This is a genomic window from Massilia sp. LC238 (assembly GCF_000735635.1).
Lineage (GTDB): Bacteria > Pseudomonadota > Gammaproteobacteria > Burkholderiales > Burkholderiaceae_D > Telluria > Telluria varians.
Genome location: NZ_JNNN01000012.1, coordinates 1 through 16,113, shown reverse-complemented (window position 1 = coordinate 16,113; position 16,113 = coordinate 1). Strand labels below are relative to the sequence as shown.

Annotated in this window: 11 protein-coding genes; 6 read left to right on the top strand and 5 right to left on the bottom strand. The window is 65.8% G+C overall.

Annotated features, from left to right (window positions below; all coding sequences use genetic code 11):
* Window positions 1-11 precede the first annotated feature (11 nt).
* A complete protein-coding gene (locus FG94_RS02750; RefSeq protein ID WP_036206786.1) occupies window positions 12-2,066 on the top strand; it encodes a prolyl oligopeptidase family protein in 2,055 nt (684 codons plus the stop codon).
* Here the strand turns inward: FG94_RS02750 and FG94_RS02745 are convergent.
* Complete coding sequence (locus tag FG94_RS02745; protein WP_036206783.1) at window positions 2,054-2,647, bottom strand: acyl-homoserine-lactone synthase; 594 nt, start codon at window positions 2,645-2,647, stop codon at window positions 2,054-2,056. The genes FG94_RS02750 and FG94_RS02745 overlap by 13 nt on opposite strands.
* 156 nt (window positions 2,648-2,803) lie before the next feature.
* Between FG94_RS02745 and FG94_RS02740 the strand changes: the two genes are divergently transcribed.
* Window positions 2,804-3,076: a DNA-binding transcriptional regulator gene (locus tag FG94_RS02740; protein ID WP_036206780.1), complete on the top strand. Its 273-nt coding sequence runs from the start codon at window positions 2,804-2,806 to the stop codon at window positions 3,074-3,076.
* On the opposite strand, the gene FG94_RS02735 is transcribed toward FG94_RS02740, so the two are convergent.
* Window positions 3,051-3,785, bottom strand: coding sequence for a LuxR family transcriptional regulator (locus tag FG94_RS02735; protein ID WP_036206777.1), 735 nt, complete (start codon window positions 3,783-3,785; stop codon window positions 3,051-3,053). The genes FG94_RS02740 and FG94_RS02735 overlap by 26 nt on opposite strands.
* Before the next feature lie 353 nt (window positions 3,786-4,138).
* Between FG94_RS02735 and FG94_RS02730 the strand changes: the two genes are divergently transcribed.
* Window positions 4,139-9,043 carry a HAMP domain-containing protein gene (locus FG94_RS02730; protein WP_036206774.1) on the top strand — a complete coding sequence of 1,635 codons (4,905 nt, stop codon included), beginning with the start codon at window positions 4,139-4,141 and terminating at the stop codon, window positions 9,041-9,043.
* A complete protein-coding gene (locus FG94_RS02725; RefSeq protein ID WP_229445831.1) occupies window positions 9,027-9,905 on the top strand; it encodes a CheR family methyltransferase in 879 nt (292 codons plus the stop codon). The genes FG94_RS02730 and FG94_RS02725 overlap by 17 nt, the downstream gene beginning before the upstream one ends.
* A 47-nt stretch (window positions 9,906-9,952) precedes the next feature.
* Here FG94_RS02725 and FG94_RS02720 read toward each other — a convergent pair whose 3' ends face one another.
* Window positions 9,953-10,567 (bottom strand): glutathione S-transferase family protein, encoded by a 615-nt coding sequence (locus FG94_RS02720; RefSeq protein WP_036206768.1) that lies wholly within the window; start codon window positions 10,565-10,567, stop codon window positions 9,953-9,955.
* 54 nt (window positions 10,568-10,621) lie between these two features.
* Window positions 10,622-12,178, bottom strand: a complete 1,557-nt coding sequence (gene glpD / locus FG94_RS02715) for a glycerol-3-phosphate dehydrogenase (protein ID WP_036206765.1) — start codon at window positions 12,176-12,178, stop codon at window positions 10,622-10,624.
* Window positions 12,179-12,299: 121 nt separating this feature from the next.
* Here glpD and FG94_RS02710 point away from each other — a divergent pair, with 121 nt between their 5' ends.
* Window positions 12,300-12,944 (top strand): phosphohydrolase, encoded by a 645-nt coding sequence (locus tag FG94_RS02710; RefSeq protein WP_036206762.1) that lies wholly within the window; start codon window positions 12,300-12,302, stop codon window positions 12,942-12,944.
* Between the two features lie 343 nt (window positions 12,945-13,287).
* Here FG94_RS02710 and FG94_RS02705 read toward each other — a convergent pair whose 3' ends face one another.
* Window positions 13,288-15,378 carry an ATP-dependent helicase gene (locus FG94_RS02705; RefSeq protein WP_036206759.1) on the bottom strand — a complete coding sequence of 697 codons (2,091 nt, stop codon included), beginning with the start codon at window positions 15,376-15,378 and terminating at the stop codon, window positions 13,288-13,290.
* Between the two features lie 469 nt (window positions 15,379-15,847).
* Between FG94_RS02705 and FG94_RS27800 the strand changes: the two genes are divergently transcribed.
* Window positions 15,848-16,024: a hypothetical protein gene (locus FG94_RS27800; RefSeq protein ID WP_200879943.1), complete on the top strand. Its 177-nt coding sequence runs from the start codon at window positions 15,848-15,850 to the stop codon at window positions 16,022-16,024.
* Window positions 16,025-16,113 lie beyond the last annotated feature (89 nt).

Sequence of the window (16,113 nt, the reverse complement as noted above, 5' to 3'; positions counted from 1 at the left end):
CTTCACCCCCAATGAATTCAGCCACGACGCCATCCGCCCACGACGATCCCTACCTCTGGCTCGAAGAGGTCGACGGCGCCCAGGCACGCGCCTGGGTCGAAGGGCGCAACCGGATCACCGAGGCGGAACTGGAAGCACAACCTTCCTACACCGCCCTGCGCGCGCGCCTGCGGGCCATCCTCGACTCCACCGAGAAGATCCCGTACGCCGGCTGCCACGCCGGCCTGCTGTACAACTTCTGGCGCGACGCCGTTCACGCGCGCGGCATCTGGCGCCGCACCACGCTGGACGAATACCGCAAGGGGGCGCCGGCCTGGGAGACGATCATCGACCTCGACCTGCTTGCACGCGAGGAGGGCGAGAACTGGGTCTGGGGCGGCGTCACCTGGCTCGAGCCCGACGGCGCGCTGTGCCTGGTTTCGCTCTCGCGCGGCGGCGGCGACGCCCACGTGGTGCGCGAGTTCGACGTAAGAGAGCGCCGCTTTGTGCCCGATGGTTTCAATCTGCCGGAGGCCAAGAGCGACGTCGCCTGGATCGACCGCGACACCCTGTTCGTCGGCACCGACTTCGGCCCCGGTTCGCTCACCGAATCGGGCTATCCGCGCATCGTCAAGGAATGGCGGCGCGGCACGCCGCTCGAGGCGGCCGCGACGGTGTTCGAGGCCAGGCCGGACGACCTGTCCGCCTCGGCATGGACCGATGCGACGCCCGGCTTCGAGCGCGCGTTCGTGCAGCGCCAGATCGGCTTCTACAGCAGCGAACTGTTCCTGCGGCGCGACGGCCGCCTCATCAAGCTACCCAAGCCGGAGGATGCGAATGCCTTCGCGGTGCGCGACCAGCTCGTGATCGAACTGCGATCGAACTGGGAAGCGGGCGGCACGACCTATCCGCAGGGCGCACTGCTGGCCGCGGACTTCGATGCGGCGCTGGGCGGCCAGGCGGCCTTCGAACTCCTGTTCCTGCCCTCGCCCCTCACCTCGCTCGACGGCCTCACGGTCACCCGCGACGCCTTGCTGCTCACGGTGCTCGACAAGGTCAAGAACCGCATCGTCGAGCTGCGCCGCGAGGACGGCCGCTGGCAGGCGCGCGACGTCGATCTGCCGAACATGGGCGCGCTCGACACCTGGGCCTTCGACCGGGTCGCCTCGAACCGCTACTTCCTGACCATGACCGGCTTCACCGAACCGTCCACCCTGTACCTGATGGAAGCGGGCACGGACGCGCGCGAGCCGCTGAAAAGCATGCCCGCCTTCTTCCAGGCCCAGGGCCTGCAGGTGCACCAGTTCGAGGCGCCATCGCGCGACGGCACCCGGGTGCCCTACTTCGCCGTGATGCACCGCGACACCCTGCTCGACGGTGACAACCCGACGGTCCTGTACGGCTACGGCGGCTTCGAGGTGTCCCTCAAACCGTCCTACGGCGCGATCAGCGGCTCGGCCTGGCTGGAAGACGGCGGCGTCTACGTGGTCGCCAACATCCGCGGCGGCGGCGAGTTCGGACCCGGCTGGCACCAGGCGGCGCTGAAGCAGGACCGCCAGCGCGCCTTCGACGACTTCATCGGCGTGGCCGAAGACCTCATCGCGCGCAAGATTACCAGCCCGCGCCGGCTCGGCATCATGGGCGGCAGCAATGGCGGCCTGCTGGTCGGCGCGGTGCTCACCCAGCGTCCCGAGCTGTTCAATGCCGTGGTCTGCCAGGTGCCGCTGCTCGACATGCGGCGCTACCACCTGCTGCTGGCCGGCGCTTCCTGGATGGGCGAATACGGCGACCCGGACGACCCGGCCGAGTGGGACTGGATCGCCCGCTACTCGCCCTACCACCGGGTGCGGGCCGGCCAGCGCTACCCGCGCGTGCTGTTCACCACCTCGACCCGCGACGACCGCGTGCATCCCGGCCATGCGCGCAAGATGGCGGCGCGCATGCTGGAACAGGGCCACGAGCTGCTGTACTGGGAAAACCTCGAGGGCGGCCACGCCGGCGCGGCCGACAATGCGCAGACCGCGCGCATGTGGGCCCTCACCTGGACTTTCCTGCGGCGCCAGCTCGGCAAGGATCAAGCTGCCTGAGGGGCCATGCGGCCGGCATACAGCGCTTCCCAGGTGGCGCGCACGTCCACATAGAAGGCCACCGCGTTCTCGATCCCGATGCGCTGCGGCTCGCCGAGGCGGCTGGTGACCACGCCGGCGCGCCGGGTGAGGCGCTCCATCGCGGTGGTGGTCACCGTCACGTAATTGGTCAGGCCGTTCTCGATGCCGTAGCGGATCACAGCCTCGAAGCATTGCATCGTCATGTCCGAGAAGCCGTAGCGGTTCTCCTTGTCGGTCTCGAGGGCGAAGCGCGACAGCTCCCAGATCCGTGCGTCGCTCGGCGCCGCGCGGCCTTCGAGCAGCTGCGGGAAGGAATCCTTGAGCATGTAGGGACCTTCGGTCGGCAGCAGGCGCCAGCAGCCGAGCAGCGTGCCGGCGGGTTCGCGCATCACCATATAGGCCGGATCCAGGGCGTCGTAGCCATCGATCTCCATGCCGGACATGACGGGCACTTCCCAGCCCAGACGCCCGCTGAACACCTTGGCGCGCAGGGTGTGCATCTCCCACAGGTCTTTGGATTTGAACTCACGGCGTGCTGCGATTTTGATTTGCATCGTCATTTCTGGCCCCTAGTTGTGGTTGATCAAGTTATGCACTTCGCATACAAGATTCATGCATGACGGGCAGAACCGGAACTATCAGCTCTGCTAGGTGGCTATGCGCGCCGCCGGTGGAATACTTGCAGTTTGCATAGCCACCGATGGAAAGGAGCAAAGATGGGAAACGAGATGATGTGCGACGCACTGGCAGCGGAACTGGAAGCGCAACAAGCGGCACAGGCGGGCGGCGCGCAGCGGTCCGCGCCACATGAACTGCGGCGCCTGCGCATTGCCAAACGCGAAAGCCAGGAAAAATTCTGGAGCCGTTTCGGCGTCACCCAATCGAGCGGAAGCCGCTTCGAGACCGGCCTTGCGGTCCCTCCTCCCGTCGCCATCCTGCTGCGCCTCTACGTCAATGGACGGGTCAGCGATGGTGACCTTCAGGCGTGATCAGGCCCAGGGAAATCGCCTTGACCACCGCCTGCTGGCGGGTGTTCACGCCGAATTTCTGGCGCACGTTGGCCAGGTGAAAATTGACGGTCGCCTCGGAACAGTTGGTGATCCGGGCGACCTCCCAGGAGGACTTGCCGACCATGACCCATTGCAGCACCTCGAGCTCGCGCCGGGTCAGGCGCGGCAACTCCGGCTCCGCCTTGGCCTCGCGGAAACGCGCCGATGAGGCGAAGGCATAGTCGCGGATCAGGGAAAGGGCCGGCAGCGCCTCGAACAGCGAACGCTCGAAAGGCGCGTCGGGCCGCAGGTCGGATGCGAAGCTGATCATGCCCAGCTCGCCCTGCGGGCCGTGGATCGGCAAGGTCACGCCGCTGCGGATGCCGTGCGCGCTGGCTTCCTCGTACAGGGCGCCGGGCACGCCGCTGCCGAAGGTGGACGGCGCCCAGACCAGCGGCAGGGTATTCGAGACGCAATGGACCACGGTCGGGTCGACATAATGGAAGCCATTGGCTTCGTAACGCTCGCGCCACTCCGCCGAATAGTTACTGCGCGTAAAGGCATGTTCGAAACGTACATGTCGCGACGGCACAACGCCAACCAGCATCTGGTCGAAACCCTGGATGCGCGCGAGTTCGAACAGACGCTGCGCCCAGGTGCGGTCGTCTCCGGCTTCCAGCAGCCCCAGCAATAGTGCGGTGTCGATCATAGGACAAGTGCGGGTCAATACGTCATTCATCCTAAATGACTTTAGCGTCCAAATATTCACCAATTGCCACAGCTTCAACCAATGTTAGCTTGGAGATACGCATAGTTGTCGTTCAAATACAACAACATTTCCGCAATCGTGCGCTGTATTGATGGGGATTACGTTACCCTCCGCCGAATGCCCACTCCAGGTTTTCTAAATAGCAATATTTCCTGGCGCTAGCACCTCACTCCTATTGCGATGCTTGACTCGAATTTATACAAGAGTATCTTCTCAGCAGTTAACAGTTCACAGTCGCCGGTCCCGCCGGCGCGGCACTCTTTCACCACCCACGCGAAACAAGGATTTAGTCGATGAACAACATGACCGACATGGGCGAACAGTTGGACGTCAAGCTATTGCTGACCACCCTGATGGCGCTGAAAAAAGGCGACTTCTCGGTCCGCATGCCCTCGGACTGGACGGGCGTATCCGGCAAGATCGCCGACACGCTCAACGACATCATCGAAACCAAGCAGAAGATGGTGGAGACGGTCACCGACGTGTCGCGCGTGGTGGGCCGCGAAGGCCACCTGACCCAGCGTGCGGACCTGCCGGGCGTGGTGGGCGGCTGGGCCACCATCATCAGCTCGGTCAACACCCTGATCGACGACCTGGTGCGCCCGACCACCGAGATGGCGCGCGTCATCGGCGCGGTGGCGAAAGGCGACCTGTCGCAGACCATGGCGCTGGAAGTGGACGGACACCCGCTCAAGGGCCAGTACCTGCGCGCGGCGATGACCGCGAACACCATGGTGGAGCAGCTGTCCTCGTTCTCGTCCGAGGTGACGCGCGTGGCGCGTGAGGTGGGTACCGAAGGCAAGCTGGGCGGCCAAGCGCAGGTGAAGGGCGTGGCGGGCACCTGGAAGGACTTGACCGACTCGGTGAACTCGATGGCGGGTAACCTGACTTCGCAGGTGCGTAACATCGCCGAGGTGACCACCGCAGTGGCGAACGGCGACTTGTCGAAGAAGATTACCGTGGACGTGCGCGGCGAGATCCTGCAGCTGAAGGACACCATCAACGTCATGGTGGACCAGCTGCGCTCCTTCGCATCCGAGGTGACCCGCGTGGCGCGTGAGGTGGGTACCGAAGGCAAGCTCGGCGGCCAGGCCTACGTGCCGGGTGTGGCGGGTACCTGGAAGGACTTGACCGACAACGTGAACTTCATGGCCTCGAACCTGACGGGCCAGGTGCGTAACATCGCGGCGGTGACCACCGCGGTGGCGAACGGCGACCTGTCCAAGAAGATTACCGTGGACGTGAAGGGCGAGATTCTCGAGCTGAAGAACACCATCAACGTCATGGTGGACCAGCTGTCTTCGTTCGCATCCGAGGTGACCCGCGTGGCGCGCGAGGTGGGTACCGAGGGCAAGCTGGGCGGCCAGGCGGTCGTGAAGGGCGTCGCCGGCACCTGGAAGGACTTGACCGACTCGGTGAACTCGATGGCGGGTAACCTGACTGGCCAGGTGCGTAACATCGCGGACGTGACCACCGCGGTGGCGAACGGCGACTTGTCCAAGAAGATCACGGTGGACGTGAAGGGCGAGATTCTCGAGCTGAAGAACACCATCAACGTGATGGTCGACCAGTTGAACTCCTTCGCATCCGAGGTGACCCGCGTGGCGCGCGAAGTGGGTACCGAAGGCCGCCTGGGCGGCCAGGCGAACGTGCCGGGCGTTGCGGGCACCTGGAAGGACTTGACCGACGGCGTGAACTCGATGGCGGGCAACCTGACCGGCCAGGTGCGTAACATCGCGGAGGTGACCACCGCCGTGGCGAACGGCGACCTGTCCAAGAAGATTACCGTGGACGTGAAGGGCGAGATTCTCGAGCTGAAGAACACCATCAACGTCATGGTGGACCAGCTGTCCTCCTTCGCATCGGAAGTGACCCGCGTGGCGCGTGAGGTGGGTACCGAGGGTAAACTCGGCGGCCAGGCCTACGTGCCGGGCGTCGGCGGCACCTGGAAAGACCTGACCGACAACGTGAACTTCATGGCCTCGAACCTGACCGGCCAGGTGCGTAACATCGCGGCGGTGACGACCGCGGTGGCGCGCGGCGACCTGTCCAAGAAGATTACCGTGGACGTGAAGGGCGAGATTCTCGAACTGAAAGACACCATCAACGTCATGGTGGACCAGCTGTCCTCGTTCGCATCCGAGGTGACGCGCGTCGCGCGCGAGGTGGGTACCGAAGGCAAGCTGGGCGGCCAGGCGAACGTGTCCGGTGTTGCAGGTACCTGGAAGGACTTGACCGAGAACGTCAACCAGCTGGCGGCGAACCTGACCAACCAGATGCGCGCGATCGGCGAGGTGGCGACCGCGGTGACCCGTGGCGACCTTTCACGTTCCATTCAGGTGGAAGCACGCGGCGAGGTGTCCTACCTGAAGGACAACATCAACGAGATGATCCGTAACCTGAAGGAGACCACCCAGAAGAACGCGCAGCAGGACTGGCTGAAGACCAACCTGGCGCGCTTCACCCGCCTGCTGCAGGGCCAGCGCGACCTGCAGGCCGTGACCAAGCTGATCCTGTCGGAACTGGCGCCGCTGGTCTCGGCCCACCACGGCGTGTTCTACATGATGGACTCGCAGGAGACCGACGCACGCCTGCGCATGATCGCCTCCTACGGCTACCGTTCCAGCCGCAAACTGCCGACCTCCTTCCTGCCGGGCGAAGGCCTGGTGGGCCAGTGCGCGCTGGAGAAGACCCGCATCTGGCTGACTGACGTGCCGCGTGACTACATCGTGGTGTCCTCGGGCCTGGGCTCGGCGCCGCCGAACAACATCGTGGTGCTGCCGATCCTGTTCGAACAGCAGGTCAAGGCCGTCATCGAGATCGCCTCGCTCGACCGCTTCACCGAAACCCACCTTTCCTTCCTCGACCAGCTGATGGAATCGATCGGCGTGGTCCTGAACACGATCGAGGCGAACAGCCGTACCGAGTCGCTGCTGACCCAGTCGCAGTCACTGGCCCAGGAACTGCAGCAGACCAACCAGGAACTGGCGGAAAAGGCGCGCCTGCTGTCCGAGCAGAACATCGAGGTGGAACGCAAGAACCGCGAGGTGGAACAGGCGAAACTGGCGCTGGAAGAAAAAGCGACCCAGCTGGCCCTGTCCTCCAAGTACAAGTCCGAGTTCCTGGCCAACATGTCGCACGAACTGCGTACTCCCTTGAACTCGCTCCTGATCCTGGCGCAGCAGCTCTCGGATAACCCGGAAGGCAACCTGTCCTCGCGCCAGGTGGAGTTCGCGAAGACCATCCACGGCTCCGGTTCCGACCTCCTGACCCTGATTAACGACATTCTCGACCTGTCGAAGATCGAATCCGGTACCGTCACGCTGGACGTGTCGGAATACCGCTTCTCGAACCTGCGCAACTACGTGGACCGCACCTTCCGCCACATGGCCGAAGCCAAGCACCTCGGCTTCCAGGTCGATCTGGCGGACAACCTGCCGACTGCGGTGATGACCGACACCACGCGCCTGCAGCAGGTCCTGAAGAACCTGCTGTCGAACGCGTTCAAGTTCACCAGCCACGGCCAGGTCGAACTGACCATCTCGCTGGTGAACAGCGGCTGGACCCACGACCACCCGAACCTGGTGCACGCCGACGCGGTGCTGGCCTTCTCGGTGCGCGACACCGGCGTCGGCATCCCGTCCGACAAGCTGCAGCTGATCTTCGAGGCATTCCAGCAGGCCGACGGCTCGACCGCGCGTAAATATGGCGGCACCGGCCTGGGCCTGTCGATCTCGCGCGAACTGGCGCGCCTGCTGGGCGGCGAGATCCGCGTCGAGTCGACCGTCAACGTCGGTTCGACCTTTACCCTGTACCTGCCGTACAACCGCGCCGGCTTCATCAACTATGAACAGACGCGCCAGCCGCAGCCGGCCCGCCTGGCTCCGCCGCCGGCCCCGGCCACCACCGTGTCCTACCAGCCGACCGTGGAAGCAAGCAGCGAGGTCGCGACCGCCGAGACGGTGGAAGCCGGCTCGCTGGTCGAATACTCCTCGGTGCTGGACGACCGCGGCCTGGTGACCCCGGGCGACCCGTCGGTGCTGATCGTGGAAGACGACGAGCGCTTCGCCAAGGTGCTGCTCGACTTCGCCCGCGAAAAGAACTTCAAGGGGATCGTCACCCAGCGCGGCGATTCGGCGCTGTCGCTGGCGCGCGACTACCTGCCGTCGGCGATCCTGCTCGACATCGACCTGCCGGACATCGACGGCTTCACGGTGCTCGACCGCCTCAAGCGCGACCCGAACACCCGCCACATCCCGGTGCACGTGATGTCCTCGCTGCGCGAGCGCGAGCGTGCGCTGCGCCAGGGCGCGATCTCGTACATCAACAAGCCGGTGGGCCGCGAGGCGCTGCAGGAAGAGTTCAAGCGCATCCAGAAGTTCCTGATGGGCGGCAAGCGCTCGCTGCTGGTGGTGGAAGACGACATGGCCCAGCGCGAGTCGATCGTGGCCCTGATCGGCAACGCCGACATCCACATGGTGACTGTCGATACCGGCGCCGCCGCGATGGAGGCGCTGGAAAGCGCGCGCTTCGACTGCATGGTGCTGGACCTGACCCTGCCGGACGTCTCGGGCTTCGACCTGCTGGACCGCATCGGCGCCAACGAGCGCCTGCGCGACCTGCCGGTGGTGATCTACACCGCCAAGGAACTGTCGCGCAAGGAGGTCACCAAGCTCAAGCGCTACGCCAAGACCATCGTCATGAAGGACGCCCGCTCGCCGGAGCGCCTGCTGGACGAAACCGCCCTGTTCCTGCACCGTTCGCAGGCCAGCCTGCCGGAGCAGCAGCGCCGCATCCTGGAAGAGATCCACGCGGCGGACGGCGGCCTGGCCGGACGCAAGGTGCTGATCGTCGACGACGACCTGCGTAACATCTTCGCGCTGTCCACCCTGCTGGAGCGCCAGCAGATGCAGGTGCTGTTCGCCGAGAACGGCCGCGACGGCATCGAGGTGCTGGAGAAGGACCCGACCATCGAGATCGTCCTGATGGACATCATGATGCCGGAGATGGACGGCTACGACACGATGCGGGCGATCCGCCGCATCCCGAAGTTCCGTTCGCTGCCGATCATTACCCTGACCGCGAAAGCGATGAAGGGTGACCGCGACAAGTGCATCGCCGCCGGCGCCTCGGACTACATCACCAAGCCGGTCGATGTGGCCCAGCTGCTGTCGATGATGCGTGTCTGGCTCCACTAAGGCCGCGGCGATGGGTGAATTGAGTGCCTGGTCCGGGTTCGCCGCCGCCCAGGCAACGGAGGAACTCGAGATCGAACTGCTTCTGGAAGCCGTCTACCAGCGCTTCGGCGTCGATTTCCGTGGCTATGCGCGGCCCAGGCTGCGCGACAAGCTGTTCGCGCTGCTGCGCGCGCGCAAGCTGGCGACCATCTCCAGCCTGCAGGAGCGGGTGCTGCACGAAGCCGGTGTCGCGCACGAACTCGTGCGCACGCTGGCGGTGCCGCAGGCCGAGCTGTTCGACCTGCCCGAGGACACGCGGCGCCTGCGTACCGCGCTGGGCGACAGCCTGCGACCGACCGCCCTGCCCAAGGTCTGGCTGGCCGAGCCGGCCGGCGTGGCCGAGGCCTGGACGCTGGCGATCCTGCTGGCCGAGGAAAAGCTGTACGGCCGCACCGAGGTGTTCGCCACCGTCGCCAGCGACGAGCTGCTATTCGACGTGCGCAACGCCTCGCTGCCGGTGGCCCAGCTGACCCAGTCGCAGGCCCAATACCAGGCCAGCGGGGGCGTCGGGCGCCTGAGCGACTACTTCGAGATCACGAACGGCGAAGCGCGCCTGCTGCCGCGCCTGCGCGAACGCATCACCTGGGCGCAGTACAGCCTGGTGACGGACGCCTCGTTCAACGAGTTCCACGGCATCATCTGCCGCCGCGCCCTGCCCGATTTCGGGCCGCTGCTGCGCCAGCGCGTGCTGCGCCTGTTCCGCGACAGCCTGTCGCTGTTCGGGGTGCTGGGGCTGGACCGCGAACTGGCGCCGACCGACGCCGGTGCGGCGGACTACCAGCTGTTGTTCGGGGACGGGGGCTGGTACAAGCGGGTGCGGTAATCGATTGTGGGCCGTGGCCGGCGCCGCCGGCCACGCGCTTGTCCCGGCTATCCCTTGTATTCCGCGGCAATCCGGTCGCGCCACGCCTGCAGGTGCGCCATCCCCTCCTGCCCCGGCCTGAACCGCAGCAAACCACGTGCGAATTCGAGCGCGCAAAATGCCGTGATATCGGCAATCGTGAACCGTTCCCCGGCCACGTAGGGCTGCCTGCCCAGCTCCCCGTCCAGCCAGCGCGCCGTTGCGCGCATCTTTTGTCCCTGCGCCGCGCCGAAGTCCGGAAACTGCGGCTGCTCCAGGCTTGCCAGCCCCGGATGCGTATGGCGCACGCACAGCGCCGCTTCCAGCATCAGGTGGAGCTCCATGCGACGGTCGGCCATCTCGATGAAGGCGCGCTCGGTGCTGTCCACTCCCATCAGGTTCGGTTCCGGATACAGGCCTTCGAGGTAAGTGCAGATGGCGCGCGTCTCGCTCAGCGCGCGGCCATCGTCGAGCACCAGCACGGGAACGCGCGCCAACGGATTCAGGGCGGTGAATTCAGGCCTGCGGTGGCCGCCGGCATTCAGGTCGACGTCGACCAGTTCGATGCCTTCGATTCGTTTGGCCGCCATGAACATGGTGACACGCCGCGGGTTGGGCGCGCGGGGACTGACGTAGAGACGCATGGGCTTTTCCATCCTTGAACAGGGATGGCCATGATAGCGCGAACCGGCAGGAGTTCAGGCCGGCTCGACCAGCGGGGCCGTCCCTTCGCTGGCCCGCGCTGCATCCATCCAGGCGTCGACGTCGTCCGCACAACCAGGAGGCAGGTGCAGCCCGAGCTTGCTGCGGCGCCACAGTACGTCCTCGGCGCAGCCGGCCCACTCGTGCCGCATCATGTAGCGCAACTCGGCGGCATGGAGGCCGGGGGCCACCTCCTCGCCCAGGTCATCGATGCCGGCGGCGCCGGCCAGCAGGATCTCGGCACGGGTACCGTAGGCACGCGCCCAGCGCCGCGCCAGGTCGGCAGGCAGCCAGGGATGGCGGCGTTCGAGCGCGGCCACCCACGCGTCGAATTCGAGCACGGCGCGGCTGTTTGGCAGGCCGCCGAACAGGTCTCCACCGGGCAGCACGGCCTGCGCCGTCCACCCCGGCCGGGTGTGCCCGAGTGCGCCGGAGATCCAGTCCGTCGCTTCCTCGGCCAGCTTGCGAAAGGTGGTGATCTTGCCGCCGAAGACGGACAGCAGGGGCGCGCCCGCCGTATCGCGCCCGAGCAGGTAGTCGCGCGTGGCCGCGCTGGCGCTGGCGGCGTCGTCTTCGAGCAGCGGGCGCACGCCCGAGTAGGACCAGACGACGTCCGCGGACGCGACCTGGCGCCGGAAATAGCGGTTGGCGAGCTCGCACAGGTAGGCGGTCTCGGTGCCGGCGATCGCCACCCCGTCCGGGTCGCCCTGGAACTCGAGGTCGGTGGTGCCGATGAGGGTGAAGGCGCCTTCATAGGGCATCGCGAACACGATGCGCCCGTCGGGATGCTGGAAGATGTAGGCGTACTGGTGCTCGAACAGGCGCGGCACCACGATGTGGCTGCCCTTGACCAGGCGCAGGCGGCGCGCGGGAGCGCTGCCGGTGGCGATCTGGGCGACCCGCGCGGCCCACGGGCCGGCCGCGTTGACCAGGCAGCGCGCCTTGACCCTCAGCCTGCGTTCACCCCGCACCAGCGTCGCCGTCCAGTACTGCAGGTCGCGCTCGAAGGCCGTGCAGCGTGTGTGCGTCAGCACGGTGGCGCCGCGCTCGTGCGCATCGAGCGCATTCAGCACCACCAGCCGGGCATCGTCGACCCAGCCGTCCGAGTACTCGAAGCCGCGCGTAAAGCTGGGCTTGAGCGGGTCGCCGGCGCGGTGCCCGCCCAGCTCGACCGCATTTGAAGCGGGCAGGAAGCTGCGCGGCGCCAGGCGGTCATACAGGAACAGGCCGGCGCGGATCAGCCAGGCCGGCCGCTGCGAGGCGTCGTGCGGCATCACGAAGCGCAGCGGATGCATGATGTGCGGTGCGCTGCACAGCAGGGTTTCGCGTTCACGCAGCGCCTTGCGCACCAGGCCGAACTCGCGGTGCTCGAGGTAGCGCAGGCCGCCGTGGATCAGCTTGCTCGAAGCGGAAGACGTGTGGGACCCGAGGTCGTCCTTGTCGCACAGGAGCAGCTTCAGGCCGCGCCCGGCAAGGTCTCGCGCGATTCCCGCGCCATTGATGCCGCCGCCCACGACCAGCACGTCGCATTCCAGCTGGGTGTCCTCGTTCATGTCGCCTCCCGTCTGCGGGCCGGGCCCGCCTAGCCGGTCCAGTGTAGGCACTCGGCAGTGGAGCATCTTTGCTTGTATCAATTATGCGGAGAATGGGCCCGCCGGTGTGTAAAATCGGCGCATGCACAACTCAACCGGCGCCGACGTGCGTGCCTGGGTCCGCATGCCTTCCGGTAAGCGCCTGGACCTGCTCAACCCGACTCCCTTCGACTGGGACGACGCCGACCTGGCGCTGGGCCTGGCGCGCACCTACCGCTGGGGCGGCCATTCGGCCTGGCCGCTGCCCCTGTCGGTGGCCCAGCACTCGCTGACCGTGATGCTGCTGCGCCGCGCCATCGCTCCCCCGCCCACGCCCCTGCAGGAGCTGCGCGAGCTGCTGCACGACGCTGAGGAAGGCCTGCTCGGCTTCGATGCGATCTCGGTGATCAAGCCCTTCCTGGGCGAAGGCTTTCGTGCCCTGACCAGGCGCCTGGAGCAGATGGTCTTCCTGCGCTACGGCCTGCCGGCCTGGACCGAGAAGGAGCACAGGCTGCACAAGCAGGCCGACCGACTCGCGGCGGCAAGCGAAGCGGTGCACGTTACCGGCTGGACGCCGGACGAAGTCAAGCGCACGCTGAAGATCCGCGCCGACGTGCTGGACCAGGACCCGCTGGTGTCCTGTTTCGGCGGCACGCCTTGGGAACCATGGCCCCCCGGCATTGCTGCAGAACGCTTCCTGGCCGAGCTGGATCGCCTGAAGCGGGCCAGCGCCAACGCGCCTGCCTGATCCCGCAACACGGGCTTTCTACACCAGCATGCAAAGCTGGGGCTGCAACTCGGCGGCGAAGCTTGAGGAAACTCAAGCTTCGCACGTAAGCGCTTGATTTTATGGGAAGTTCTTCAATATCCACAAGAACTGTGGATAAAGATGTGGAAAAGCACTACTTGACAAGCTGAAAGTCCAGTAATGATGCGGGTTTCAACAAATTGCCCGTTCCGCAGGCAAATTGAAAAACTCTAAAAATCAATGACTTGCACGCGCCCCACTTTCGTGCAGTGCGGGGGTCTGGGGCATATTCCTACAAAATCACTGCACGGGGGATAAGTCCTCAACGTGTGCCGATCATCGCTCATTTCCACGCGTTCCGAGCGCGCTCCCGTACCAGCATGCGCACGCTCTCCGGCACCGGCTTGCGCAGCTGCTGCGTGTCCGCGCTGAGCCAGGTCGTCTCTTCGAAATGCTTCAGCATCGCCGGGGTGATGAAGCGCGAGCGGGCTGCGTAGACGTGGCGGTCGCCCATCTGGGCCTGCTGCTTGATGAAGAAGCGGTTCGGCAGCACCAGGTGCAGGTGTTCGCGGGCGCGCGTCATGGCCACATAGAGCAGGCGCCGCTCTTCTTCGATGTCGTCGTTGTTCCCGGTACTCATGTCCGACGGAATGCAGCCGTCCACCACGTTCAATACCGTCACCGATTTCCACTCCTGTCCCTTGGCGGAATGGATGGTCGACAGGATCAGGTAGTCTTCGTCGAGCAGCGGGCTGCCTGCGCGGTCGCTGGTGGCTTCCGGCGGGTCGAGCGTGATCTCGGCCAGGAAGCTCTCGCGCGTCGCGTGCCCGCCGGCCAGCGCGCTGAGCTGCTCGACGTCGGCGGCGCGCACCTGCGCGTCGTCGTACATGCGTTCCAGGTGCGGCAAGTACCATTGCTTGACCAGCTCGATGTCGGCCGGCCAGCGCAGTCCCGGCGTGCGCAGGCGCCGGTACAGTGCGCTGAAGGCGGCCCAGTCCTCGAGACTCTTGCCCGGCGCGGCGAAGGCTTCCACCGCCGCCAGCGGGTCGGCGGCCTCGCCCACCGCATCCAGCAGGCGGGTGGCGGTCGCCGGGCCGATCCCCGGGATCAGTTGGGCCACACGAAAACCCGCCATGCGCCCGTTCGGGTTCTGGGCGAAGCGCAGCACCGCCAGCACGTCCTTGATGTGGGCCGCTTCCAGGAACTTCAGGCCGCCGAACTTCACGAAGGGGATGTTGCGACGCATCAGCTCCAGCTCCAGCGCGGCGCTGTGGCTGGCCGCGCGGAACAGCACCGCCTGCGATTTCAGGGCGATGCCGGCTTCGCGGTGTTCGAGGATGCGGCGGCAGGCCCAGCGCGCCTGTTCGGCTTCGTCCGGGATCAGGACCAGTTGCGGCTTGAGACTGGAGGCCTTGTCGGTCCACAGCGTCTTGGCGTGGCGTTCGCGGGCCGCGGCGATGACGGCGTTGGAAGCGTCCAGGATCGGCTGGGTCGAGCGGTAGTTGCGCTCCAGCGTGATGACTTCGGCGGGCTGCGAGAACTGCTTCGGGAAGTCGAGGATGTTGCGCACGGTGGCGCCGCGGAAGGCATAGATCGACTGGGCATCGTCGCCGACCACCATCACGCCCTCGCCGCCGGGCTTCATGCCGGTGATGATCGCCGCCTGCAGGCGGTTGGTGTCCTGGTACTCGTCGACCAGCACGTGGTCGAAGCGGGCGCCCAGCTCCGGGCCCAGCTCCGGGTCGCTCGCCATCTCGGACCAGAACAGCAGCAGGTCGTCGTAATCCAGCACGTTCTGCTCCTGCTTGGCGTCGACGTAGGCGCCGAACAGGGATTTCAGCTGCCCTTCCCACTCGCTGCACCAGGGAAAGGTGGACTGCAGCACCGCCTCCAATGGCTCGCGGCTGTTGACCACCCGCGAATAGATCGACAGGCAGGTGCCCTTCAGCGGAAAGCGCTTTTCCGTATGCGACAGGCCGATCTCGTGGCGCACCAGTCCCATCAGGTCTTCCGAGTCGCCGCGGTCGTGGATGGTGAAGGATTCGTCCAGGCCGATGCGGCCGGCATACTCGCGCAGCAGGCGAGCGCCGATCGCGTGGAAGGTGCCGGCCCAGGGCAGGCTCAGCTGGGCCGCATTGGCGCTGCCGCCCTTGCCGAGCAGGCGCTGCAGCACGCCGCTGGCGCGCTGGCTCATCTCGCCCGCCGCACGCCGCGAAAACGTCAGCAGCAGGATGCGCTGGGGATCGGCACCCAGCTGGATCAGGCGCGCGACGCGGTGCGCCAGCGTATTGGTCTTGCCCGAGCCCGCCCCGGCCACCACCAGCAGCGGCCGCACGCTGGCGGCGCCGATGTCGTGCTCGACCGCGGCGCGCTGTTCGGCATTCAGGCCGGCGAAGGCATCATCTAGGGTGGACTGCTGGTGGACGGCGGACATGGGGGTACACAAGGAAATGGCGGCGGCAAATGCCATACTGTACATTTATCCAGTTCTCTTGTGCAAGCTTAAAGAAATGCAGAGTCAAGCCCGCGCACGATTGAATCCACATTTTGCCCGGCGTCAGGTCATGGATTACATGCAGAAGACATGCTAAGTAGTTAATAATTAAAAAGTTTTCCTGATATCCACAAAGTCTGTGAATAACTATGTGGAAAAGCGGGGGCTTGACACGCCGAATGCGGCCATCCGTGCGGCTTTCAACAATTTGCCTATTGGGAAGGCAATCACGATAGCCCCACAAATCAAGGGTTTACGCACAGCTGTCGCGCAATGGGAACGAGTCCGCACAAAATTATTTTACGGCAATTTTTGTGTATAAGCCCGGCTCGCCTCAGCGTCCAGCGCTGCGCCGCCTCCCGCATGCGACGCCTACAATGGCCGCGTGACCAACCACTGTGAGGACGCCATGAGCATGCAACCCGATCCCGACCTGAATCCCGGCGACGAAGCGGAACCCGGTACGCCCGGCGCCGGAGAAGACGTCTGCGAAGCCTGCGCCGGTACCGGCAAGCTGTCCGACGGCCGGCCCTGTTCCAACTGCGGCGGCAGCGGCAAGGTCATGCGGGGTATCGGCGGCGGCTGAGTGCCTGCCCCGCGTGGACAGGCGGGCGCAGGCCCGGCGATAATCCGGGGATGCGCGCTCCGCCTCCCGCCGCCCTCCCCGCTCCGGAC